Source organism: Kocuria sp. UBA1838 (assembly GCF_002338785.1).
GTDB classification, from domain to species: Bacteria; Actinomycetota; Actinomycetes; order Actinomycetales; family Micrococcaceae; genus Kocuria; species Kocuria marina.
Genome location: NZ_DDIY01000016.1, coordinates 142,579 through 166,464, shown reverse-complemented (window position 1 = coordinate 166,464; position 23,886 = coordinate 142,579). Strand labels below are relative to the sequence as shown.

Annotated in this window: 22 protein-coding genes and 1 pseudogene; 11 read left to right on the top strand and 12 right to left on the bottom strand. The window is 69.0% G+C overall.

Going from position 1 to position 23,886, the window contains the following annotated elements; genetic code table 11:
• Positions 1-95 precede the first annotated feature (95 nt).
• The 7 genes from B3I25_RS08910 to B3I25_RS08880 all read right to left on the bottom strand — a co-directional run bounded on the left by B3I25_RS08910 (position 96) and on the right by B3I25_RS08880 (position 6,343).
• Positions 96-1,502: an MFS transporter gene (locus B3I25_RS08910; protein ID WP_286738690.1), complete on the bottom strand. Its 1,407-nt coding sequence runs from the start codon at positions 1,500-1,502 to the stop codon at positions 96-98.
• 11 nt (positions 1,503-1,513) lie between these two features.
• Positions 1,514-2,131, bottom strand: a complete 618-nt coding sequence (locus B3I25_RS08905) for a class I SAM-dependent methyltransferase (RefSeq protein WP_286738689.1) — start codon at positions 2,129-2,131, stop codon at positions 1,514-1,516.
• 347 nt (positions 2,132-2,478) lie between these two features.
• Positions 2,479-3,024, bottom strand: coding sequence for a hypothetical protein (locus B3I25_RS08900; protein ID WP_231885449.1), 546 nt, complete (start codon positions 3,022-3,024; stop codon positions 2,479-2,481).
• On the bottom strand, positions 3,021-3,815 hold the full coding sequence (locus B3I25_RS08895; RefSeq protein WP_286738688.1) for a glycosyltransferase family A protein: 795 nt from the start codon (positions 3,813-3,815) through the stop codon (positions 3,021-3,023). Before B3I25_RS08895 ends, B3I25_RS08900 begins: the two co-directional genes overlap by 4 nt.
• A 12-nt stretch (positions 3,816-3,827) precedes the next feature.
• Positions 3,828-4,328: a methylated-DNA--[protein]-cysteine S-methyltransferase gene (locus B3I25_RS08890; RefSeq protein ID WP_085106872.1), complete on the bottom strand. Its 501-nt coding sequence runs from the start codon at positions 4,326-4,328 to the stop codon at positions 3,828-3,830.
• Complete coding sequence (locus B3I25_RS08885) at positions 4,325-5,827, bottom strand: DNA-3-methyladenine glycosylase 2 family protein (RefSeq protein ID WP_206478879.1); 1,503 nt, start codon at positions 5,825-5,827, stop codon at positions 4,325-4,327. The genes B3I25_RS08890 and B3I25_RS08885 overlap by 4 nt, the downstream gene beginning before the upstream one ends.
• A 69-nt stretch (positions 5,828-5,896) precedes the next feature.
• Complete coding sequence (locus B3I25_RS08880; RefSeq protein WP_035965658.1) at positions 5,897-6,343, bottom strand: pyrimidine dimer DNA glycosylase/endonuclease V; 447 nt, start codon at positions 6,341-6,343, stop codon at positions 5,897-5,899.
• Between the two features lie 106 nt (positions 6,344-6,449).
• On the opposite strand from B3I25_RS08880, the gene B3I25_RS08875 reads away from it, so the two are divergent.
• The 5 genes from B3I25_RS08875 (at position 6,450) to B3I25_RS08855 (ending at position 12,193) form a co-directional block, all read left to right on the top strand.
• Positions 6,450-7,121: a DedA family protein gene (locus B3I25_RS08875; RefSeq protein WP_286738684.1), complete on the top strand. Its 672-nt coding sequence runs from the start codon at positions 6,450-6,452 to the stop codon at positions 7,119-7,121.
• Positions 7,122-7,231: 110 nt separating this feature from the next.
• Positions 7,232-7,861 carry a TetR/AcrR family transcriptional regulator gene (locus tag B3I25_RS08870; RefSeq protein ID WP_286738682.1) on the top strand — a complete coding sequence of 210 codons (630 nt, stop codon included), beginning with the start codon at positions 7,232-7,234 and terminating at the stop codon, positions 7,859-7,861.
• A 43-nt stretch (positions 7,862-7,904) separates the two neighbouring features.
• Positions 7,905-9,107, top strand: coding sequence for a PLP-dependent aminotransferase family protein (locus B3I25_RS08865; RefSeq protein WP_286738681.1), 1,203 nt, complete (start codon positions 7,905-7,907; stop codon positions 9,105-9,107).
• A gap of 102 nt (positions 9,108-9,209) precedes the next feature.
• Positions 9,210-10,940, top strand: a complete 1,731-nt coding sequence (locus B3I25_RS08860; protein ID WP_286738680.1) for a choline/carnitine O-acyltransferase — start codon at positions 9,210-9,212, stop codon at positions 10,938-10,940.
• Complete coding sequence (locus B3I25_RS08855) at positions 10,937-12,193, top strand: FAD-dependent oxidoreductase (protein WP_286738679.1); 1,257 nt, start codon at positions 10,937-10,939, stop codon at positions 12,191-12,193. Before B3I25_RS08860 ends, B3I25_RS08855 begins: the two co-directional genes overlap by 4 nt.
• Here the strand turns inward: B3I25_RS08855 and B3I25_RS08850 are convergent, their stop codons facing one another.
• Positions 12,194-12,631 carry an NAD(P)-binding protein gene (locus B3I25_RS08850; protein ID WP_286738677.1) on the bottom strand — a complete coding sequence of 146 codons (438 nt, stop codon included), beginning with the start codon at positions 12,629-12,631 and terminating at the stop codon, positions 12,194-12,196.
• A gap of 547 nt (positions 12,632-13,178) precedes the next feature.
• Here B3I25_RS08850 and B3I25_RS08845 point away from each other — a divergent pair.
• Positions 13,179-13,490 (top strand): WGxxGxxG family protein, encoded by a 312-nt coding sequence (locus B3I25_RS08845; RefSeq protein WP_064845415.1) that lies wholly within the window; start codon positions 13,179-13,181, stop codon positions 13,488-13,490.
• Between the two features lie 124 nt (positions 13,491-13,614).
• Here B3I25_RS08845 and B3I25_RS08840 read toward each other — a convergent pair whose 3' ends face one another.
• Positions 13,615-14,946, bottom strand: a complete 1,332-nt coding sequence (locus B3I25_RS08840) for a CynX/NimT family MFS transporter (RefSeq protein WP_286738675.1) — start codon at positions 14,944-14,946, stop codon at positions 13,615-13,617.
• A gap of 90 nt (positions 14,947-15,036) precedes the next feature.
• The gene (locus B3I25_RS08835; protein ID WP_035965649.1) at positions 15,037-15,228 is read right to left on the bottom strand and encodes a hypothetical protein; all 192 of its coding nucleotides are present in this window, start codon (positions 15,226-15,228) and stop codon (positions 15,037-15,039) included.
• 302 nt (positions 15,229-15,530) lie between these two features.
• Between B3I25_RS08835 and B3I25_RS08830 the strand changes: the two genes are divergently transcribed.
• Positions 15,531-16,268 carry an MFS transporter gene (locus tag B3I25_RS08830; protein ID WP_286738673.1) on the top strand — a complete coding sequence of 246 codons (738 nt, stop codon included), beginning with the start codon at positions 15,531-15,533 and terminating at the stop codon, positions 16,266-16,268.
• Positions 16,269-16,576: 308 nt separating this feature from the next.
• Here the strand turns inward: B3I25_RS08830 and B3I25_RS08825 are convergent, their stop codons facing one another.
• Positions 16,577-17,014, bottom strand: coding sequence for a PaaI family thioesterase (locus B3I25_RS08825; protein ID WP_064846888.1), 438 nt, complete (start codon positions 17,012-17,014; stop codon positions 16,577-16,579).
• A 180-nt stretch (positions 17,015-17,194) separates the two neighbouring features.
• Here B3I25_RS08825 and mgtE point away from each other — a divergent pair, with 180 nt between their 5' ends.
• From mgtE to B3I25_RS08805, 4 genes and pseudogenes are all read left to right on the top strand, one after another.
• The gene (gene mgtE, locus B3I25_RS08820) at positions 17,195-18,556 is read left to right on the top strand and encodes a magnesium transporter (protein ID WP_286738672.1); all 1,362 of its coding nucleotides are present in this window, start codon (positions 17,195-17,197) and stop codon (positions 18,554-18,556) included.
• A gap of 54 nt (positions 18,557-18,610) precedes the next feature.
• A pseudogene (locus B3I25_RS08815) lies at positions 18,611-19,165 on the top strand (aldehyde dehydrogenase family protein); the annotation flags it as partial.
• A gap of 73 nt (positions 19,166-19,238) precedes the next feature.
• Positions 19,239-20,324, top strand: a complete 1,086-nt coding sequence (locus B3I25_RS08810; protein WP_193519246.1) for an alkene reductase — start codon at positions 19,239-19,241, stop codon at positions 20,322-20,324.
• Between the two features lie 519 nt (positions 20,325-20,843).
• On the top strand, positions 20,844-22,085 hold the full coding sequence (locus tag B3I25_RS08805; protein WP_286738671.1) for an MFS transporter: 1,242 nt from the start codon (positions 20,844-20,846) through the stop codon (positions 22,083-22,085).
• 159 nt (positions 22,086-22,244) lie between these two features.
• Here the strand turns inward: B3I25_RS08805 and B3I25_RS08800 are convergent, their stop codons facing one another.
• Entirely contained in the window at positions 22,245-23,696 is a 1,452-nt protein-coding gene (locus B3I25_RS08800) for an MFS transporter (RefSeq protein ID WP_286738670.1), read from the bottom strand.
• Positions 23,697-23,886: the final 190 nt, after the last annotated feature.

Here is a 23,886-nt window from a genome sequence, read left to right as displayed (position 1 = left end):
CGAGGGTCCCGAGGTGCCGACATCGTGCGAACCCTGACGGCGACGGCGTACCGGGACCCGTGTGGACGTCCCACCGACCCGCCGGTACCCGCGGCTCACTTCACCGACCCCGGCTCGTCCCGCGGGACGGCGAGTGTCGCGGCGGCCATGAGTACGGCGGTACCCGCCGCCGCCACGAAGACCCATCCGGAGGCGTGGATCACGGTGGCGGGATCGCCCTCACCGCCACCGGCACGGATGAGGTTGGTGGCGATGGCGCCGTAGATCGCCACCCCCACGGCTGAGCCGGCGGAGCGAGCGAACATGTTGAGACCCGTCACCGACCCGCGCTGGTTCCACTCCACCGAGGACTGGGCCATGATCAGCGACGGCGCCGCGGTGTAACCGAGCCCCAGCCCGATGATAAACGCGCACACAGCCATACCGATCACGCTCGGCCACGGCGACAGCGCGGCGGTCAGGGCCGCTCCCACGGTCGCGATCGCACCGCCCAGAAACATGGTGCGCCGGAAGCCCCACCGCATGTAGATCCGCCCCGCCGTGGATGCAGCCACGGGCCAGCCGATGCTCACGGCGGCCACGGCCGCTCCCGCCGCGATCGGTGTGGCCCCGGCCGTGCGCTCCAAATAGGTGGGAACGTAGCTCGTCATCCCCACCAGCAGCGCGCCGATCCCCAGGGAGACCAGGGTGGTGCTTGCGACCACGCGGCGTCGTACCAGCGCGAGGTCGATGATCGGTTCGCTCGCGCGACGCTCGACGGCCACGAAGATCGCCAGCCCCATGACGCCGACGACGCCGCACACCAGGGTGGGCACCGAAAGCCACTCCCACGCGTTGCCGCTCTCCAGCGCGCCGAGGATGAGGGCGGACAGGGCGATCGCGAGCACCGCGGCACCGGTGAAGTCCACCCGGTGCTCCTCGCGCTCGATCTTCTCGTGATAGCTGCGCAGCAACAGCCACCCCGCCACGAGGGCCACCGGGATGTTGACGAAGAAGACCCACCGCCAACTCAAGAACTGGGACAGCAGCCCACCCAATGTGGGCCCCACGACCGAAGAGACCGCCCACACCCCGGCCACGTACCCCTGCACGGCGGCGCGCTCGGCCACGGTGTAGATGTCCCCCACGATCGTCATGCCCATGGGCGCCACGGCTCCCGCACCCAATCCCTGGATCACCCGGAAGACGATGAGCGACGGCATGCTCCACGCGCATCCCGCGAGCACGGAGGAGACCAGGAACAACCCCACGCCGGTGAGGATCACGGGTTTGCGCCCGTACATGTCCGAGAGCTTGGAGAAGATCGGCACACTCACCGCCTGCGCCAACATGTAGCTCGAGAACAGCCACGGGAACTGGGCGAAGTTACCCAGGGAACCCACGATGCTCGGCACCGCGGTCGCCAGGATCGTGGCGTCCAGGGCCACCAGAGCCGTGGAGAGCATTACGGCCAGCAGGACGGGACCACGCTGCGAGCGCAGCCCCACCGAGGCGCGATTCACGCCGGAGGTGTTCACGCGCCCCGCCGCGCCACGACCATCCGGTCCCACGAGTGGCCGGACCCGGCACCGCGTTCCAGGTGTCGCTCGCGGATCTCGTTCGTCTCGATCTGCCATCCCTGCCCGGTCAGATACGTCACCACGTCCTCGGGCATCACGTAGTCGGCGGGGTCGAAACCGTGAGGTGTCTCATCCAGCTCGTGATGCACGAACACCAGCCGCCCGCCCGGTGTCACGGCGTCCGCGAACGCGCGCACCGCTGCGTCGTCGCCCCGCTTGGGCACCGCGGGGTATTGGGCGGACACCAGGTCGAACGGGCCGAGGGGGCGCTCGCCGAACCCTTCAACGAGCCACGTGATCTCGACCCCCGCGGCTTCTGCCGCGGCCCGAGCGCGGTCGACGGCGACGCGTGAGACGTCCAGCCCCGTCACCGTCCAGCCACGTCGGGCCAGCCACACGGCGTCGGCGCCCTCACCGCAACCCACGTCCAGCGCCGTGCCGGGAGCGAGGTCCGACGTGAGCGCCATCAGGGCGCCGTTGGGCTCCCCGCTCCAGATGTGCGTAGCGCCGTAGCGCTCGTCCCAGCCGGCAGCGGTCTCGGGCGTGCGGTGGGGAGCGTGTTCGTGGGTCATGCGTCCCAGAATTCCACCGCGGCCCGGTACCGCGCCACGTCGTCCGCGCTGGGCGTGACCGGCCCGGCACCGCGCCGCGACCGCGAAGGGCAACTGGTGTCTCCATCTAATTGTGGACAACTAAAATGTGAACAACTATGATTGAGCCCGGTCGCCCGAGCACTGCACCCCGGCCCCCGCCTTGGTCCAGCACACGGCCGGTGACCGCGCGTCCGGATCGAACGTCCCGCTCCCCAGCGGGGCTCCATACTGTTCGCCGACGCCGCAAGCGTGCGATGAGTCCCGGCACTTGGGGGGTCGGGACTCACCGCACGCGACCGTTCGCGGCCCGCCGGGGACGACGACGCTCAGTGCGGTTCCCTGTGGAAGCCCACGCAGGCAGCCCCCAGCACCCCCATGACGATGTCCCCCAGCGTGTCCAGGGGTGGGATGTGGATGTCCGGTGTCGCGAACAGGAACCCCAACAGTTCCATGACCTCCCACACCACGGCGATCACGAAGCCGGCCACCGCGCACCACGTGAACCGCATCGCGGGACGATCGCGCACCCGGCCCCGCACCCGGGGGTGGTGGGTCAGAACGCGATTCCATGCCATCCACACCAGGGCGTACAGCGTCACGAAGTGGATGAGGATGTCCCACCACCAGATCCTGCTGTAGAGCTGTTCGGCCGCGCTCATGGCGGCGGTGAGCATGATGAGCGAGCACACGGCCCGCGCGTACTGGGTGCGGAACCACAGAAACGCGATCACCTGTCCGAGTCCCGCGAGCAGTAGGACGGCCATGTCCACCCGGCGCCCGTCCAATGCGTAGTAACCCGCCCCGATGATCGCCGTGAAGCACATGGCCGATGCGACCACGCCGCCCACGCTGTGCGTCTGCTCGGACGTCATCGGCTGCCCCCACGCCCCAGGGGGCCGGAGAGAACGCGTCGCCGGATACGCACCCACGGTCGTTCACTGCGCCAGTTGAGGAACACGGTGGCCATGGCCATGCGCAGCTGCCGGCGGATCCGAGCGGGGGAGACCAAGGCCCGCCAGGACACGATCGCGACATTGCCCGGGTCCATGATCACGCGCTGATCGCGACGGACGCGGAAGCTGAGGTCGAAATCGTCGTGCACCCGTGGATCCCGGTGCACCTCTTCCCGGACATGCTGCCACCACGCCCGGGTGAAGGCCATGTTGGACCCCCATAAGGCCCAGTGGCCCAGCGCCGTGCCGGCCCCCAGGCGGTAGGCCGTGATGTATGCCGCACCCAGGATGCGTCCGGCCAACTCGTACCGCGGCCCGAACCGCGCGATCCCGGACACCGCCACGGTGGCCTTCCCCTGCGGATCCCGCAGGGCCCGTGACAGCACCGCGGTGTGTCGCTCGACCCAGCCGGGGGAGGGGAGGCTGTCCGCGTCACAGCGCAGGATGAGGTCCCCGCGGGCGGCGTCGTAGCCCGCGGCCGCGGAGACGGCCACTCCGGGGACGGGTTCCCACACCCGGTGTACTTCGGGGTGGCGGTCCAGGACTGTCGAAAGATCATCGGTGGAACCGTTGTCCACCACGACGATCTCGTCCGGGGTGCGGGTCTGCTCACGCAGGGCCCGGAGGCAGCGCTCCAGGTAGGAAGAGTCGTTACGAACGGGGATGACCACGCTGCAGGTCATGCGTTGCTCGGTGTTCTCCCGTTCCACCCGTCCAGTCTGTCATGCCGCGGAGCGTGCCTCCCGCCGCAGCAGATCACGCTTGATCGCCTCGCCCCACGCGAACCCACCCATGGAACCGTCCGAACGCAGCACCCGGTGGCACGGGACGAACAGCGCCACGGGATTGCGGGCGCACACCGACGCCGCCGCCCGAACGGCCCGGGGATTGCCGAGCTCCCGCGCGAACTCGGTGTAGGTCAGGGGGGACCCGGGGTGGATGCGGCGCAGCGCGGCCCACCCGGCCTGCTGGCCCTCGGTGCCGTGCAGGTCCACGGGCACGGTCATGACGGAGTCGAGGTTGCCGTCGTAGAACGCGCGGACCGCCTCCAGTGCGGGCACGTCGCCGGATTGCGCTTCCTCCGGACGGAAGGCCGGGCGGATCCGCGCGAGTAGCTGCTCGGTCGAGCGTGTCCATCCGGAGGCCACGACGGTTCCGTCCTCCCGGGCCACTGCCGTGAAGGAACCATCAGGGGTGTCAATGCTCTCAACGACATATGTCATGACTGCACACTTTCCGAGAAGGATGCGGGAGGGGTCAGCGGACCCCACAGATGGGTGGTGGCGTAACTGCGCCATGGGGCAGCGGCCCCTGCCCAGTCCACGAGTGCGGGTCTGGTGTCCGGGAGCCCGAGCCGTCGGGCACCGGCGCGCATGGCCCCGTCGTCGATCAGGAACACGTCCGGGTCCCCGGTGACCCGCATGCGCACGTGGTCCGCGGTCCATGGCCCCACCCCGGGGAGGGTGAGGAGCGCGGCGCGTTGCTGAGTGGCGTCGTCACCGGGGGACAACTGCAAATCACCCGAGGCGAGCGCGCGGGCAGCACCCAGGACCGCCTGGACCCGCGCGGCCGGCCCGCCCAGGAACTGGACGCCGTGCTCGGCGATGGCCGCTGCGGTCGGGAACATGTACCGGATGCCGGTGGCGAAGGAGGGCGCGGGTTCTCCCATGTCCCGCGCGCGGGCACCCAACACGGTGCGGGCCGCGGCCAGGGAGATCTGCTGACCGATGAGCGTGCGGATCAACGTCTCGTGCGGGTCCGCGGAACCGGCGACCCGCAGCCCCGGGGCGGCCTCGACCAGCGGGCGCAACACCGGGACGCGGGACAGCGCGGCGGCCACTGCCTCCGGATCGGCGTCCAGGTCGAAGAGCCGACGCACCCGGGCGATCAGCACGGGCAGGTCCGCGAGATCCGTGACCCGCGTGCGCAACCGCAACCGCCCCGCGCGCTCGTACACGCGCAGCCAGGCCGGGCCGCCGGGCAGGCTCAGCGCGCGGGTGTAGGAGGTGGGGGTCCCGACCTCCACGCCGTCCACCGCATGGACCGCGAACCACACGAACAGCCCGCGCACGTCCAGGGGCTCGCGATAGCTCAACGCGAGGTCCACCTCGCCCGGCTCACTCGCCGCGCCGTGTCCCGAGGGTCCGGTGCTCATGCTGCGCGCCCGCAATTGCTGCGGGGTCATGTCGTACACCTCGCGGATCACCTCGTTGCACTGTCGGATGCTCGAGAATCCCGCCGCGAACGCGGTCTCCGCGACCGGCAGGTCCGTCTGCGTCAGTAGGGCGCGCGCCGTCTGGGCCCGGTGGGCGCGGGCGAGCGCGAGCGGTCCGGCGCCGAGTTCCTCCGTCAGCACGCGGGTGAGGTGGCGCGTGGAATATCCCACGCGCCGCGCGAGTCCCAGCACGCCCTCGCGGTCCACGACCCCCTCGGTGATGAGCCGCATGGCGCGCCCCACCACGTCCCCGCGCAGATCCCACTCCGGGGACCCCGGCACGGCTTCCGGGACACAGCGTTTGCAGGCGCGGTACCCGGCGGCGTGGGCGGCCGCGCTCGTGCGGTAGAAGCGCACGTTCTCGCGGTGGGGCGTGCGCGCGGGGCAGCTCGGGCGGCAGTAGATCCCGGTGGTGCGCACCGCGGTCACGAACTGCCCGTCGAAGCGCCCGTCCCGGGACTCGACAGCCCGGTAGCGCTCGTCGAACGAGGAGTCTTGAGGGGGCATGCGTCCCACGGTCCCACGCCCGGGCGCCGGGCGCTAGCGGATTTCGGACACGGCGGTGGCCCGAACCGGTTACTTCACGCGCTCCCACTCGGCGACCGGCCCGGGAACCGGGACGAACAACGGGTGGTGGGGAGCGGCATGGGGATCGATGCCGTCCAGTGCGGATCGCGCCCACTCGGGGTCGCGGTCGAGGACCTTGCGCAGCAGGAACTCGAACTCGTAGCGCAGCTGACCGGTGGTCACGGTGAGCGTGATGGGCTGTGTGCTCGCCTCCCGGGCCAGGCGGGTGCGGTCGAAGTTGTAGCCGCGGCGGTCGGCCTCGTCGGCGACGCCGTGCAGGTACGTGGCCACGGACAGGACCGGATCGCTCGTGGCGCGGAAGCGCTGTAGCTGGGGGTGGCGCGTGTAGCCCTTGGTCTGACCGAGCAGGACCTTCTGGGCGAGCAGACCCTCCCGCCAGCACGCCACCAGAGCACGACGGTCCAGCAGGGACGGGTGAACTGACCACAGACGCATGGCCCCATTCAATCGCGCACCGCCCCGATAGCTCCAAGCGGACCCCAAGATTCCTCCCGTAGCATGGCGGACACACCCCTGACGACCACGTGCGGAGAACACCTTCATGTCCCTGCCTGCCATCCTGGCCGCCACATCAGCCGACGAGAGTGCTCAGCTCTCCGGTATCGCGGGGTGGGTGGTGGGCGTCATGGAAGCCATCGGCGCTCCCGGCGCCGGACTGCTCGTGGCCCTGGAGAACCTGTTCCCGCCGCTGCCGTCCGAGGTGATCCTCCCGCTCGCCGGTTTCACGGCCAGCCAGGGCAATTTCAGCCTGGGCGGGGCCATCTTCTGGACCACGCTGGGGTCGGTCGTGGGCGCGATCGCGCTGTACTGGATCGGCGCCGCACTGGGACGACGCCGCCTGCGCGTGATCGTGGACAAGATGCCACTCGTGGATCTGCATGACCTGGATCGCACCGAGGAGTGGTTCGACCGCCACGGCAAGGCCGCCGTGTTCTTCGGGAGGATGATCCCCATCTTCAGATCCCTGATCTCCGTTCCCGCGGGGATCGAGCGGATGTCGTTCGGGCTGTTCGTGGTGCTTAGCGCGGCCGGGTCCCTGATCTGGAACACCATTTTCGTGCTCGCCGGGTACTTCCTGGGGGAGAACTGGCACATCGCGGAACAGTACGCCGGGGTGTTCTCACGCATCGTGGTGATCGCGGTCCTGCTGTTCCTGGTGTGGTGGGTCGTCAAGCGGATCCGGCGCAATCGTCGTTCGGCTCACGAGGGATGAATCACGGGGCACCTCGAGGGGTCGCGAACTGGTATACAGTTGTCCCCTAAGTGCCCGCAATTCTCGATAATTAATGCGCTAACAAGGCTCTGACCAGTACGATCGCACGTGTGGCCCGACCCCGAAAATTTGACGAGATCACTCGCAAAGCACTGATTAAGAGCACCGCCGAACAGATCCTGGCCGGCGGTGTCGAGTCCGTTTCCCTCCGGCCACTGGCCGCCAAGCACGGCTGCTCCACCACCGCGATCTACACCATGTTTGGCAGCAGGGACGCCCTGATCGATGCCGTGCGGGAGGAAGCGATCGTGAGCTACCTCAGCGCGCACGAGATGGCCGTGCGCACCGGCGAACCCGTGGCGGACATGCGCGCACTCGCCCGCTCCTGCAGACGCTGGGCCCTGGAGTTCCCGGCGCTGTACAACGTGATCCTGGGCAAGGCGGGGGACTGCATCGGCGCCCGCAGGGACGGTTCCACCGGGGGATCCAGCTGCGCGGAATTCGCGAACACGGCCATGCAACCCATGTACCGACTGGTCCGCGGGGCCATCGACAAGGGGATCTTCCATGACCTCCCCGTGGAGGTCATCGGTGCCACACTCTGGGTGGGCGTCCATGGATGGATCGCCATCGAGATGAGCTGTCCGGTCCTCCCCGACACGGACGCCGACGCCGCGTTCGACCGTCACGTGCTCGCCCTCCTGAGAGCCTGGTGCGCGCGCACGCCCCTGGGTGAGTGATCCCGGACCCTCACCGTTCCGGGGCCGGTGGGATACTGGCCGCATGAGCACCCTCGAACCCTTCTCGTTCCGTATCGCCGACCGTCTGCGCGGGGTGGATTCCTCCCCCGTGCGCGACCTGTTGGAGGTGGTGTCCAAGGAGGGTGTGATCTCGTTCGCCGGTGGTGTCCCGGATCCCGCGTACTTCGAGGTCGATGACATCAAGGCCGCCTACGAGTGGGTATTCGCGAACCACCCTGCACGCGCGCTGCAGTACGCCTCGAGCGAGGGTGAGCTGGAACTTCGCGAGCAAGCGGCGCGTCGGGTCAGCAGGCACCTGCCCACCACTGCGGACCAGGTCCAGGTGACCACGGGCTCCCAGGAGGGGTTGTTCGTGGTGGCCCAGGCGCTCGTCAACCCGGGGGACGTGATCCTCGTGGAACGGCCCACCTACCTGGCGGCTGTGCAGGCCTTCGATCTCAACGGTGCGCACATGGTGGGCGTCCCCACGGACGAGCACGGCGTGGTGCCGGAGGAGCTCGAGCGGCTCATCGCCGAGCACAGCCCCACCTTCGTCTACCTGATCCCGTCCTTCCAGAACCCGTCCGGGATCTGCATGCCCGTGGAACGACGCCGCGCCGTCGCGGACGTCCTGCTGCGCACCGGCACCGCGCTCGTGGAGGACGACCCGTACGGCGAGTTGTGTTACACGGGCGAGCCCATGGCCCCCATCGCATCCCTTCCGGGGATGTCCGCGCAGACGATCCTGCTGAACTCGGTGTCCAAGATCATCGCCCCGGGGGTGCGGATCGGGTGGATGCGCTCCGAGGGGCCCATCCAGTTCACGCTCACTGTGGCCAAGCAGGCGATCGGGCTGCAGTCGCCCGTGCCGGACCAGTTGGCCGTGGCGCGGTATCTTGCAACCGCCGACGTCGAGGCGCACCTCGAGCGCGTACGTCCCGTCTACGCCGAGCGGGCGCGGGCCATGTACGCGGAACTCGAGGCCGTCCTCCCGCGGGACGCTCACATCACCCGCCCGGACGGAGGCATGTTCCTGTGGGTTCGACTGGGGCACGGGATCGACACCACCCGATTGCTACCGTTCGCGGTAGAGGAAGGCGTGGCCTTCGTCCCGGGTGCCTCCTTCTATGCGCACGACCCGGACGAGTCCACCATGCGGTTGTCCTTCGTGACCCATGCCCCGGACGTAATCCACGAGGGCGTGCAGCGGCTGGCCCGCGCGCTGGCCCGCTACGGGGAGCTGTAGACCTCGACCCCATGGAACACCGCGGCGGATCCGCACGGGCGCCGTCGCGCCGACCCTCCCCTTGACCCGACCCTCCTGTTCCCGCGACCGAAAGGATGCCTCATGGGTGTCAAACCCCTTCCCGTGCCCCCGCTGGAGGAGACGCTGCAGCGGATGCTGAGCGCCGTCGACCCCCTCGTGGACGGCGCGGCGCTCGAGCGGACCCGGCGTGATGCGGAAGCGTTCCGGACCGGGGAGGGCCCGCGGTTACAAGCGGCACTCGAGGAGTTCGCCCGTGCGGAGGACGCCGAGGGGCGCAGTTGGTTGTCCCGGGAGTGGCTGGACGGATATCTGAGCGTGCGCACACCCCTGCCGCTGACCACCAACGTGGGATTCCAGATCACGGGGGACTTCGGCGCCCCGGGGCTGGGCCGGGCGGCCGAACTCGTCTACCGGGCGGCGTGGGTGCATCTACGGCAGGTGCGCGGGGAGACCCCGCAGGAGGTGGATCCCCGCGGTAACGACGTGAGTATGTCCCAATGGGAATGTCTCACGGGCGGGGTGCGGCATCCTCGCGCGGAACGGGACGAGATCCGCAGACCGGAGCGAGCGGCGTCGTCGGGGTCGGCCGAGGCAGCGGAGGAGATCGGCGTGATCCACCGCGGCCGGCTGTACGCGCTGACGATCAGTACCCAGGACCGGCAACCGCTGCCGCTGCGCACGGTGGCCGCGGGGCTGCGCGCGGTCGTGGAGCGGGACGAACCGCGGGAGACCGAGCTGCCGTTCGGGGCGCTGTCCTACCTGGGCAGTGAGACGGCCGCGCCCCTGTTGGAGAAATTGACTTCGAACGAGCACAACGCGGAGATCTACGACCGGATCAGCCGCATGGTGTTCCTGGTCAATGTCGTGGGGGCACGGGCCGAGGTCGTGGAGCACCTGGAGCGCTGCGCGTTCGAAGTGGGGCAAGCCTGGGCCTACAAACCGATCACGTACGAGGTGTGCCTCGAGGATCCGTGGCTGGCCATGCACGTGGAACACAGCACCGTGGACGGGGCTACGATCCTGGCCGTCGCGGGAGCCATGCAGGACGTGACGATCCCGGACGAGGCCGCGCTGCCGGACGCCCCGCAACCCGCCGCGATTACGTGGGAGCTCGAGCCGCAGTTGCGTGACGAACTCGTGGCGCGGGTCGCCCAATACCGCACGGAGGCCGCGCTGCTGGGCGTGCACCGGGTGTTCGTGCCGCGGCTGCACCGCGCCGAACTCCCGTTCAGGATCAGCGACGACGCCGCTCAGCAATTCATCATGTTGCTCGCCCAGCTCGCGACGTACGGGACGGCGCGCGGTGTATATGAAGCGGTGGACATGCGTGAGTTCCAGGCGGGGCGCACCGAGTGCCTCCGCCCCGTGACCCCGCAGGCCACCGCATTCGCCCGCGCCCTCCTCGCTGGTGAGGCGACCGAGGAGCTGTTCACGGAGGCCCTGGACGCACATCGTGGCTGGGTCAAGGCCTGTAAGAACGCCCGCGGTGTGGATCGCCACCTGTTGGGACTCGCCATGATGGCCCGGAAGACGGGGGAGCTGTCCGAGTTCTTCGACTCCCCGGGGATCGCGGCCATGCGCCACGACTTCCTGTCCACCACGTCCATCGGCGGTCCGGACCCGATCGTGCGCTACGCGTTCGCGCCCACCACACCCGAGGGCTTCGGTGTCACGTACACGACCCATACGGACGGCTACGAGTTCTGCGTGAACTACCGCCGGGACTCGAGTGAGGACCTGGAGGCCTTCGCGCACCATCTGACCGTGAGCGCGGAAACGTTCTGGGGATTCGTGAAGGGGCTGGCGGGGTGACGACGCCCGCGGAGCCGCCCACCGTTCGCACCACGTGCGCCATCGTCGGCGGCGGTCCGGCCGGCCTGGTGCTGGGTCTCCTACTGGCGCGTGCGGGTGTGGCGGTCACGGTGTTGGAGAAGCACGCGGACTTCCTCCGCGACTTCCGCGGGGACACCGTGCATCCCACCACCCTGGCCCTGCTCGACGATCTCGGTCTCTTCGATCGTTTCGAGGCCATTCCGCATTCCAGGGTCACCCACGTGGACCTCCCGGACCCCGAGGGCCGCCCGGTGCGCATGGTGGACTTCACCCGGTTGCCGGTGCGCCACCCCTACATCGCCATGGTCCCACAGTGGGATCTTCTGGACCTGCTCGCGGACGCGGCCGCCGCCGAACCCACGTTCTCGCTGCGCACGGAGCACGAGGTCACCGGGGTGACGTGGGAGAAGGGGCGGGTGAGCGGCGTCGTCGTCGAATCGCCGGAAGGTACCGGACAGGTGGCGGCTGATCTCACGATCGCGTGCGACGGCCGCTGGTCCGTGATCCGCCGCGCCGTAGGGTTTCCGGCGCGGGAGCGCGCCGTGGGCTTCGACGTCTGGTGGTACCGTCTGCCCACCGATCGCCGCGTGGGGGAGTCGCTGCTGCCGCGCTCGAACCGGGGGCGAGTGGCCATCGGCATCCCGCGCGACGGCTACATCCAGGTCGCGCAGCTGGGCCCCAAGGGTGCCGACGACGCCGTGCGCGCCCGCGGTCTCGACGCCTTCCGGGCCGACGCCGCGCAGCTCTTCCCGGAGGCGGTCACCGGGGTGACCGGGATCGGGTCTATGGCGGACGTGAAGCACCTCGACGTGCGCCTGGACCGGCTGCGCCGCTGGCACGCCCCGGGGGTCCTGTGCATCGGGGACGCCGCACACGCGATGTCGCCGGTGGGCGGCGTCGGGATCAATCTGGCGGTGCAGGACGCGGTGGCTGCGGCCAGCATTCTGGCTCCGCTGCTGCGTTCTGGCGGTGCATCCGGGCGGGCGGAGGCGCGTGCGTTGGCGCGGATCCAGCGACGCCGCATGGTGCCCACGGTGGTCATCCAGGGGATGCAGCGAATCCTGCACGCGGCACTGATCATGCCGGCGATCCGGGGCAGGGACCTGCGGCCGCCGTCGTGGGTCGTGAAGGTCGTGCGGCAGTTGCCGTGGCTCAGTGCGCTCCCGGCGTTGGCGGTGGGCGTAGGACCGCGGCCGGAGCGGGCGCCGCGCTGGGCGCGACGCCCTTCCTGATCACCCACCCACGGCCGGGGCTTCCGGGACCTGCTCATCGGCACGGAACGAATGGATCCAGTCCAGGTCCCGGTCGAAGGCGTCCGGCGAGGCCAGGCGAGTGTTGCGTTCCCGGGCGCGAGCGCCGTCGGGCAGGTGGAGCATTTCACCCACGGTGACGGACGCGTCCACGATCTTGCGGGTACGGAAACGACGACGCCGCTCGTACTCGGCACGCGCATGGTCCCAGTCGGTCGTGCTGGAGAGTAGGTCGGAGAGGACGATCGCGTCCTCGATGGACTGGTTCGCACCCTGGCCGTGGTGGGGGACGGCGGCGTCGACCTCCCGCAGGACAGCGGTCTGTTCGTAGATCCGGACGTCCAACCCCTTGCGCTGCAGATCGATGGCAAGGGTCAGACCGCCGATTCCCGCGCCGATGATGGCGATGCGCTGGGACATGTGAGCTCCTCCCGGGGTAACTGATCTTGAAACTACCCGGGGAAGGGGGTGCGCTGGTCCGGGACGGGTGAGGTTACGGAGGGGGGTAGGGGAATGCCCTCTGCGTTCCTCGATCATCGGTGCTGGGGGCGCGAGGACGAAATCGTATATGTATTCCCGATTCATCCTCTTCGCCCGCGTGTATCCGGGAAAATTTAAGGAAATCGCCGCTTCACCTGGGTAATACAGTACGCGCCGGTGTTCCGGCGGGCCCGGCCAGGAGAATCAAGCTCTCGGACTCGCCTCCGATTATTCCCGAATATAAATAGAGCACACTGTTGCCCGCGAGAGGTGGCGAAGTCATAATGGGGGGCTCGTTAGGCCAGTTAAGAGCGTATTTCCAAGGGTGCGAAATCAATGCGCCACCTTATCGAATATCCATGCTGTTATTCCCGGCCCGCCACGGCATATATTCCTCACCGGCCGGTCGTCGGAGACACACAATTAAGGTAGGGTGCTTATTAAGCCGTCAAATGATGGTGCTTCCTTTCCCAGCCAGGAGTGCAAAATGATGCGTAAGACCGCTGCTACCGCTGCCCTGTCCCTCGCAATCCTCACCGGTGTGTCGGCCCCCGCCATCGCCGCCGAGGAGAGCCCGGCTCCCGCCACGAGCCAGCAGACCAACGACGACAACGGCAACGCCGGCCTGTGGGGTCTGGTCGGTCTCTTGGGTCTGGCTGGTTTGCTGAAGAAAAACAAGACCGTCCACAACGATCGCCACGTCGACCACACCACGGATCGTCGCCGCGACACCGGGACCAGCACCGTGCGCGACACCGGGACCACCAACGTGGACGGCACCACCCACCCGGGTCGCTGAGACCTCGTTCCGTAGGTTCTAGATCCAGAACCTGATGGCTGGGGCCCACTCATTCGTGAGTGGGCCCCAGTCCTGTATCCGTAACATCAACTGCAGTGGAACGCGCGCTGTCATGTCGTGGTGTTCACGACCGCGCCCTGAACGCCGCCAACACCCCGCCCACCGTGAACACCACGGTCGCGGCGAGCACCAACAGCAGGGGCGCCGTCCACGCCCCGGTCGCGGTGTTCAAACCTCCGGCCAGGGGTGGCCCGATCGTGGCCGCGAGGTAGCCGATACCCTGCACCCGCGCGGACATCCGCGCCGCCTCGGCGGAGGAGCGGGCCACGCGGGCGACGATCGAGAAGATCGCCGTGAAACCGCCGCCCTGGGCCGCCCCGCCGATGAGCGACCACGCGATGAACCATCCCGGCGCGAGCATCAGGCCGATGGGTAGGGTGATCCACAGCGCTCCGATCAGTGCCACCGGAACCCACGCGGGCGCCCGTGCGGCCAGGAGGGGCACGCCGAACGCCCCGATGACGGCGGCCACTTGGAACAGCGACGCCGAGGCCCCGGAACTCGCCAAGCTCAACCCCCGCGTGTCCGCGAGCAACGCGGGTAGCCACGCCGCCACCGAGTAGTAGGCCATGGCCTGCCCGCAGAACGCCAGCGCGAGCAACCAGCCGATGCGCCGCACACGCCCCGTCGCGTGAGCGGTGTCGGGTTCCGCTGGCGGCAGCATCTCCGCGGGGGCCTCTGAAGTTTCGGGGGCCGACGGCGCGTGGGGGTTGGGGGCCGCGCCGCAGCCGGGGGCGTCGGGGGACGACGGCGTGTGGGCGGCTGAGGCGGCGTCGTCGCCGGGGCTGCCGGAGCGGCGTCGTGAAAGCAGGAGCCAGTAGCCGATGCCGGCGAGCGCCAGGACGCCCCAGGCCGTGAGGGCCCAGCGCCACCCCAGGGCGGCGGCGAGCGGCGCGGTGCCGAGCGCGGTGATCATGGACCCCACGTTGAGGGCCGCGGAGTAGGCGGCGGTGACCACGGAGACCTGGCGCCAGGGGACGTCGCGGCGGATGATGACCGGGATCACGATGTTGCCGATCGTGATCGACGCCCCGATGACCACGGTGCCCACCAACAGCAGGGGCGTGGAGCCGAGGGAACGGATGATGGTGCCCACTAGGACACCGATGAGGCAGAGCAGGACGGCGGCCTCGGGGCCCGCGCGTCGGATGACCGCGGAGGCCGCCGGGGTGACCACGGCGAAGAGGAACACCGGGAGTCCCGTGAGCAGCCCCGCCGCGACCGAAGACAGGCCGATGTCCGCCTGGATGTTCGTGATCACGGGCGTGGGCGCGATGATGGGCCCGCGCAAGCTCAGCGCCACGAGGATGATCCCGGCCACCACCCACGGCAGCCGTGCTCGGATGAAGTGATGCGTGCTCGTGGGGACTCCTCGGTCGATGTGCGTCCCCAGCATCAATATCAGATGGCGCGGCGGCGCGGGGAACGGAACCGTTCCCCGCGCCGCACGAGGTTGCCTGGGGGGCTCACCCCCTCCGTGAACCCCTCACCCCTCCCGCTGCGCGAGAATGTCGTCGAGCGTCTCGCGCACGGCTTGGCGTGCTGCCACGCGGGAGCTGGCGGCGCGTTGCTGCTCGTGGTTGTCCGCGTCCTCGACGCGCTGCATCTCCTCCTGCTCCCGTTCCTTGGCCTTGTCGCGTGCGGATTCCAGGGCATCCCAGATGCTGTTTTCACTCATGCGTTCATTCGACCACTTGCCACGGGACGCGACAACCGTCTCGCGGCAGCGAATTTCGGGCGGACCCCTTCCAGTCTTGAACCCGCCGAAAAGCTCCGGTGTAGGACCCTGGTCACATAAATAATCGCGGCCACTGTTCCGGGTGCTCGTATGAGCGGGTCCCGGGGCAACGGCACCACTTCCCTGATCCAGAGGTTGTCACGTCCAGCACGACCGAAGGTCCCACGGACCATACCGCGGAGCATCCCGCGGCCCGAGAACACGACCCCCGCAAGGCCTGCAAAGCGCTGATCGGCGCCTACGTGGGCACGTCCCTCGACTGGTACGACTTCTTCCTGTTCGGCCCCACCGCGTCCATCGTCTTCGCGCCCTTGTTCTTCGGCGGCGAGGACCCCGCGCTGGCCGTCCTGCGGTTCGTGCAGGGCATGGCGGTCCGCGGCGAATGGGGCGGCGCCACCCTGCTGGCCGTGGAGAACGCCCCTGAGCACAAGCGCGGTTTCTCCAGCGCGGTGGTGCAGCTGGGTTCGCCCACTGGCACCATCCTGTCCTCCATGATCGTGGCCGCCGTGGTGGCCCTCGCGGACAAGACCTCCCCGTCCATCGTGGAGGCCGTCGGCTACGCGATCGCCGCGCTCGTGGCTTTCCCCATTTTCTGGCTCGTGGACACCCGGGACACCGCCCTGATCACCGTGGCCATGATCCTGGGACTCGGCTTCGCCTCCATCCCGTACGCCCCCGTGTGCACCGTCCTGACCCAGTTGTTCCCGGTCAAGGTCCGCTATTCGGCCATCGCGCGCGCCCGCACCCCGGAGGGTGCACCCGTCGTGGATGCGGGTGGGCGTTACCTCATGCCGGGGCTCATCGAGTCCCACGGGCATCCCGGGATATATGTCTGCCTGGCCATGAAGGCGGACTGCAGGCCGTCCGTGACACCGCGAGCGAGCGACGTCGTCAAAGCGATCCGCGAGGCCGCACAGGAAGCCGAGGCGGGGGAGTGGGTGAGTGGGTGGCGATCCACGGGATCGGGGACCGCGCCGTGAGGCAAGTCTTGGACCTCATCGCGGCGTCCTCGACCGCGTTCGTGTAGGAGCTCGGAAATTCGCACATCAATAATTTGGGCCAGGAGCGCGTGAACCACGACGGTCGCATCGTGCACCGGGGGCGGGTGTAGCGCCGTTCCGGTCTGTCATGCGGTGACGGCGCGGCGTTCCAGTGCCGACGCCGCATCCGCGCGTCATTCGCGAGCCCGCACCAAAGTCTGAGGCACGCCGAGGCTACCTCACGGGGTCGAACGTGGCCTCGGCGTGCCCGAGAACTTCCAGCGGTGGGCGTTACAGTGTCCGGCCCGTCACTTCACCGTACCTTTGGGCTGCGGCGGGGTGGTGCCCTGCCCCGTGAAGTAGGCGATCACGCGCCCGTCGGCCTCCAGGACGACGTCGCAGATCTGATTCCTGCCGAAGCTCACCCGGCGCGTGGCGATCGCGGTGATCACCTGGCCGCTGTGCGCGGGAGCCGTGAACGTGATCTCGGCGTTGCGCGTGAGGATGGGGGAGCCGGCGGTCGCGCAGCAGTACGCGAGCGTGGTGTCCGCCAGGGTGAACAGGTATCCGCCGTGGCAGACACCGTGGCCGTTGGCCATGAAGTCGGACACGGTCATGGACATGGTCACTCGGCCCTGTTCGATCTCACCGAGGTCCATGCCCAGGTGCAGGGGTGCGGGATCGTTGCGCAGGATCTCGTGCAGGAGTTCACGGATGGCGGTCATGTCGGTGGGGTCTGCGTACACGGTCACCCTTCGGTGCGGGGCCTGGCCGGGCCTGGAGGACCACTCCCGGGTGCGGGGTGGGGCGATACGAGAACACTCTAGAGTGCGGCCACCACTGGGCGGGCGCGTCCGATTTCTGACAGGCTGGCAACGGCTCCCGCGTCCCGTCGGTGCCGTCCAATGACCAGGAAGGGGTGGCACGTGAGCCGTGTCCACGAAGTCAAGGTCCAACGGCCCTTCCGCGCCGTCGAATCGGCCATCGGGAGCCAGGACCTGCCGGAGGTGGCACGCTTGCTCGCGGAGCTCACGGTGGGGGAGGTCGTGGACCTGTTGGAGCGGCTGGGAGTGCGCCAGCGCGCCGTCGCCTACCGGATGCTGGCCAAGGACCGCGCGGTGCCCGTGTTCGAACGTCTCGACGCGCCGCTGCAGCGCGAACTCGTGACGGGTCTGCGGGACGAGGAGGTCGCGGGCGTCGTCGAGTCCCTGGACACCGACGACCGCGTGAGTCTGCTGGACGAACTGCCTGCGGCCCTGGCCACCCGGCTGTTGAAGGGATTACCGCTCTCCGAGCGCGAGCTCACCGCGGCGGTGCTCGGCTACCCGGAGAACTCGATCGGGCGGCGGATGAACCCCTCGTACGTCACGACCCACCCCGACCTGACGTGCGCCGAGAGTCTGGAACGGGTGCGCGGGGAACTGGAACGCACCCGCAATGTGTACACGGTCATGGTCACGGATCCGCAGCGGCGGCTCCTGGGCGTGACTAGCCTGCAGCGACTCATGGCAGCCCCTCCGGACACCCTCGTCTCACAGGTCATGGAGGAGGCGGACCGGGTGTCCGCGACGGAACCCCGGGAGCGGGCGGCGCGCCAGTGCGCGGCCCTGCGGGTGCTCAGCCTGCCCGTCGTGGACGACGAGGACCGCCTGGTGGGCGTGCTCACCGTGGACGACGCCCTGGACATTCTCGAGGACGCCGAGTCCGAGGACCAGGCGCGGCTCAGCGGTTCCGAGCCGTTGCGCAGGCCGTACCTGTCCACCCCCGTGTTCCGGCTCGTGCGCTCGCGCGTGGTGTGGTTGTTGGTGCTCGCGGTCAGCGCCGTGCTCACCGTACGGGTGTTGGAGACGTTCGAGTCCACCCTGGAACAGCTCGTGGTGCTGTCCGTGTTCATCCCGCTGCTCACGGGCACCGGCGGCAACACGGGTAACCAGGCGGCGACATCCCTGACCCGCGCGCTCGCCCTGGGGGACGTGCACACCCGGGACGTCGTCAAGGTCATGCTGCGCGAGATGCGCGTGGGACTGTGTCTGGGGCTGTTGTTGGGGGGACTGGGATTCGTGATCGTGGGGTTGATCTACGGGTGGGACATCGGCGCGGTGATCGGGCTGACACTGCTGGCCCTGTGTACGTTGGCCGCCACCGTGGGGGGATGTACGCCATTGATCGCACGCACCATCGGGGCGGACCCGGCCGTGTTCTCCAACCCGTTCATCTCCACGTTCGTGGATGCCGCCGGGCTCGTGGTCTACTTCCTGATCGCCCGGGCGATGCTGGGGCTGGCCTAGAGCGGGAGCACCCCCAGGCCGGAGCCATTCACCCCGGTGCCCGGAGCGCCCTGCAACGCCGCAGTGGTCAAGCCCTCCGAGTACACCCCGCTGTCCGTGCTGGGCCTGATCCACGTGCTCAACCAGGTGCTCCCGGCGGACGTCCTGCACGTGGTGCCCGGCGGCGGCGAGGTGGGCAAGGCGCTGTCCGAACACGACGGCGTGGAGAAGATCATGTTCACCGGCTCCACCAAGACCGGCCAGGCGATCATGCGCTCGGCCGCGGACGGGCTCGCACGACTGACCCTCGAGCTCGGGGGCAACGATGCCGGTGTGGTGCTGCCGGACGTGGACCTGCAGGCCATTGCCGGGGACCTGTTCTGGGGTGCGTTCATCAACACGGGCCAGACGTGTGCCGCGCTCACGCGCCTCTACGTCCACGAGGACGTCTACGACTCCGTGTGCGAGGCGCTCGTCGGCGTGGCGCAGCAGATGCCCATGGGCAATGGCCGTGAGGAACAGAACGTCCTGGGTCCGCTGCAGAACAAGCTGCAGTACGGCAACCCGTTGGTGGGCCAGGAGCAGAAGGGCTGCGGCAACTCCTCCGGCGACCCTTCTGAAAGCCTTCCTCGGGAATGGTGTGCGGGGGAAGGATGTTGTGGGTACTGACCAAGTACCAACAGCTTTCGACGAAGGGAAACATATGCCCACCCTGTTCGACCCGATCACCGTAGGAAAGTTCGAGCTCGCCAATCGTGTGGCCATGGCGCCGCTGACCCGGATGCGTTCCGACGCGGACGGTGTGCCCAAGGACATGAACGTCGAGTACTACTCGCAGCGGGCGTCCGCGGGCCTCGTGGTCACGGAGGGGACGTTCCCGGCCGTGACGAGCCGCGGGTTCTGGGGTCAGGCCGGCATCGAGACCGCCGAGCAGGCCCAGGGCTGGTCCCGGGTGGCGGACGCCGTACACGAGAAGGGCGGCGTGATCTTCCTGCAGATCATGAACGCCGGGCGGGTCTCCCACCCCGAACTCACCGGCGGCCCCCTGCCCGAGGCCCCCAGTGCGATCGGTGTGGACCAGGCGGTGCACGTGCCCAGCGGCAAGCAGCCCATGCCCACGCCCCGTGCCCTGGAGACCGACGAGCTGCCCCGCATCAAGCAGGAGTTCGTCGCCGCCGCCCGCCGCGCGGTGGACGCCGGGATCGACGGCGTGGAGATCCACGGCGCCAACGGCTACATCCTCCACGAGTTCCTCGCCCCGTCCTCCAACCACCGCACCGACGAGTACGGCGGCTCCCCGCAGAACCGGGCACGGTTCGTGATCGAGGTGGTGCGCGCCGTCGCCGAGGAGATCGGCGGGCAGCGCGTGGGGCTGCGGATCTCGCCCGAGCACAACGTCCAGGGCGCGATCGAGGACGACCACGACGACGTCGTGGCCACCTATGACGCGTTGCTCACCGGTCTGCGCGGACTCGACCTCGCGTACCTGTCCGTGCTGCACAAGGACGTGGACGGGGAGTTCGTGCGGGACCTGCGCCGTGACTTCGAGGGTGTGTTCTACCTCAACAGCGGCTTCAGCGTGGTCACCGAACTCGAGGAGGCGGAGCACATCATGAGCGCCGATCTCGCGGACGGCGTGGTGGTGGGCCGTGAGCTCATTGCCAACCCGGACCTGGTGGAGCGCTGGCGTGACGGGCTGGAGCTGAACACCCCGGATCCCACGACCTTTTACGTGGGCGGACCCAAGGGGTACGTGGACTACCCGTTCGCGAAGGTGGCGGCCCGGTAGGCACGGGTTCCTTCAGGAGGGTGGCAGCCGTCTGGACGGACGGCTGCCACCCTCCTGCGTTTCTTGGGTCGTGACTGGCGCCTCAGCCCGGGGACCCTCGGACGAGCGGCTGACCCCCTGCTTTAGCTGAGCAAATGTCGATTCGCGGGGGGTGATGCTGCTTTTGCTCCACTTCGCATTCCTCGACTACGTCAACCGCACAAAATAGCTGGCCCTTGATCGGCCCCAACAACCGCTCGGGCTCGACGAATTGCCCTGTCATCAGCCTCGGCGCCACGTCGCGGCGGTGACCGAAGTGATTGGCGTCAGGCCCGTCCGTTCGAGGATGGGCCGGGAATACTCCGTGCAGTCGACGTGGACGAAGCGCTTGCCTCGGACCTGGGCCGACTTGGCGCGCTGGGCCACGAGGGTGCAGTAGAGACCGCGGCCCGATGGCCCCCGGGTAGCATCGAGGTGTCGTCAGGGGATTATCCGCGCGTGTGGTCGGGTGCGCGGCGTCGGTCGTACCCAGGAGAATCCGTGAGCACTCGCCCACCCGCCGTCCCTGAACCCGCCCGGGACTCACTGTCCCTCGCGGCTGCGGGCGGATGGCCCTTCCTCATCACCGCGCTAGTTGGCAGGCTCCCCGCCGCCACGGTGCAATTGGGTCTGTTGCTGTACGTGAGCGGGGCCGGTCTGGGCCTGGGGTTCGCGGGGATCACCGTGGCCGCCGCGGGACTCGGTTCCGCCGTGGGCGCGCCCGTGATCGGGCGGTTGGTGGATCGATTCGGACCCCTGCCCGTGGTGCTCGCGGCCACCGTGGTGCAACTGCTCGGGATGGGATCGTTGCTCGCAGTGGTCCTTCACGACGCGCCCCGGTCACTGATCCTGGTGTGCGCCGCGGTGGTCGGCGCCGCGAACCCCCAGGTGGGAGCCATCGCGAGGGCCCGCTGGTCCGCCCTGGCCAGGCGCCGGGACACCCCCGGCCTGGTGGGCAAGGCCTTGGGGTACGAGACCGCGTGCGACGAGATCAGCTTCATCCTGGGGCCCGTGATCGCCGGGATCCTGGTGGGTGTACTCGGCCCGAATCCGGCGCTCTTGGTGCTCATGACGTGGGTCGTGGTGGGTCAGGGGTGTTTCATCGCCTACCTGGTGAGCCGCCGCGGCATGAGGGTGGACGCGCAGACGCCCACCCTCACCGACGGCACCGCCCCACGGATCCGCCTGAAGGCCGTCCTCCCGCCCATGCTCGCGTGCCTGTGCGTGGGTACGGTCTTCGGCTCCACGCAGACCGCACTCACCGCGATCAACGCGGCCCGAGGGACCGATGCCTACACGGGCATCATCTACGGCTTCATGGGGCTGGGCAGCGCCGTGGCGAGCGTGCTGGTGTCCCGGCTCCCGGAGCGCGTGCCGCTCGCATGGCGCGTGGCCGGCGGAGCACTTCTCGTGGTGCTGGTGTCCGTCCTACTGCTGCCGGTCCCCGGCTCGGTGGGTCTGGCGCTGCTGTTCACGGTGATCGGCCTGGGCGTCGGCTCCATCCTGGTCAGCGCCTACACGCGCGGTGAGCGCGTGGCCCCGTCCCACCGGATCGCGAGCGTCATGACCATGCTCACGACCTGCCTGGTCCTGGGGGTCTCCTTCGGCTCGGCACTGGGCGGGGTCCTGTCGGTCGTGCCGCGGCACGGGTTCCTGCTCACCCTCGGGGCCGGGGTGGCCGCCCTGCTGGTCTCGGTCGCCATCCACGCGACCCGCCCGCCCGGACGCCGCCGGGACGTCTGAGGACGGGGCCGCGCGGCGTCGTCGTCCCCGTGCTCGGACGACGACGCTGCGCAGCCTCCGCGACCCACCGCACCTGACGGCGGGCAGACGGAAGGCGCGACCGGGGAGCTCCCGACCGCGCCTTCAACGGAATGGTAGTGCGATGACCAGAGCTCGGAATCAGCGGCCCGCGGCGTTGCGCTTGCCCAGTGCCACGACCTCGAGTGCCTCCGTGCGGCTGGTGTGCAGGTCGTCGATGTTGCGCAGCGAACGGGACTTGGTCTCCTTGGCCGTGAGCGCGGCGATCACCGAGATCAGACCGGCGGCGCAGACCACGAGCGCCACGTTGAGCCAGGCGTCGCCCTCGGCGCCGGCCACGGCGGTGGCCAGGAAGGGGGTCACGCCGCCGGAGATCGCGAAGCCGATCTGCGTGCCCAGCGCGAGCCCGGAGACGCGCACCCGGGTGGGGAACATCTCGGCGTAGAAGGACGGCCAGATGCCGTTGGCCATGGAGTAGAACACGCCGGAGAGCACCGCACCCAGGAGGAAGATCAGGACCCAGTTACCGGAAGACACCGCGCCCAGATAGGGGAACATGAGCAGCGAGGAACCGATCACACCCATTACGAAGATGGGCTTGCGGCCCACCCGGTCCGCGAGCAACGCCCACGCGGGGATGGTGAACAGGGCCACGAAGTTGGCGAGCACGGACACCCACAGCATGGTGGAGCGTTCCAGGCCCACGACCGAGGTCGCGAAGGACAGGGACCACACCAGGAACACTACGTTGACGGTGTTGATCAGCGCGGCGGCGGCGATCCGGATCACGGCGGCCTTGTGGTACTTGAGCATCAGGGCCAGCGGGGTCGCGGGCTTCTCGCCGGGGGTCTCGGCCTGGGCGTCCTCGAAGGCGGGCGGCTCCTCCAGGTGACGGCGGATCAGGTAGGCGACCAGGACCACCACGGCGGAGATCCAGAACGGGACGCGCCAGCCCCAGCTGAACAGCTGCTCCTCACTCAGCAGCAGGGTGAACGGAATGAACACGGCGGTGGCCAGCAGGGTGCCGAACTGCGTCCCCTGCAGGGTCCACGAGGTGGTGAATGCACGGTGGCGGTCGTCGGCGTGCTCCAGGGACACCGAGATGGCACTGGCCTGCTCACCAGAGGCGGACAGGCCCTGGATCACGCGGCACAGCACGAGCAGGGCGGGTGCCAACAGGCCCACCTGGTCGTACGTGGGCAGGCACCCGACCAGGAACGTGGCGCCGCCCATCATGAACAGGGTCAGCATCAGGACGAACTTGCGTCCCATCCGGTCACCGAGCGGGCCCATGATGAGCGCCCCCAGCGGCCGCACCACGTAGGCCACGCCCACGGTGCCCATGGCCAACAGGATGGCCACACCCGGGGACGCGTCCTTGGGGAAGAACAAGTGGTTGAGCACGAGCGCCGCCGCGGTGCCGTACACCGCGAAGTCGTAGTACTCGAGCGCGGAGCCGATCCAGCTGGCCAGCGCCGCCTTCTTGGGGGTCTTGACGTTCTCGGGGCGTGAGTCGGTCAGTTGTCCCGACGACGCCGACGCCGCCGGGGCCGGCGGGTGGATCGGCTGGTCCGGTCCTGGGGTCGTGCTCATGAGCGGGTCCTTCCGTGGGGCGTCATCGCGTTGGCAATTGCCAAATAATGAAAATCACTTCCGAATACTTGAAACCAAGAATGGTGTGGGTCACACTGTTCGTCAAGTGGTCGAGAAGAATGTCCGTCAGCGAATCAGGAGTTGAGCGTGAGCCCCAGCGCATCGCAGTCGCGCGTCGCGGCGTCGGCGG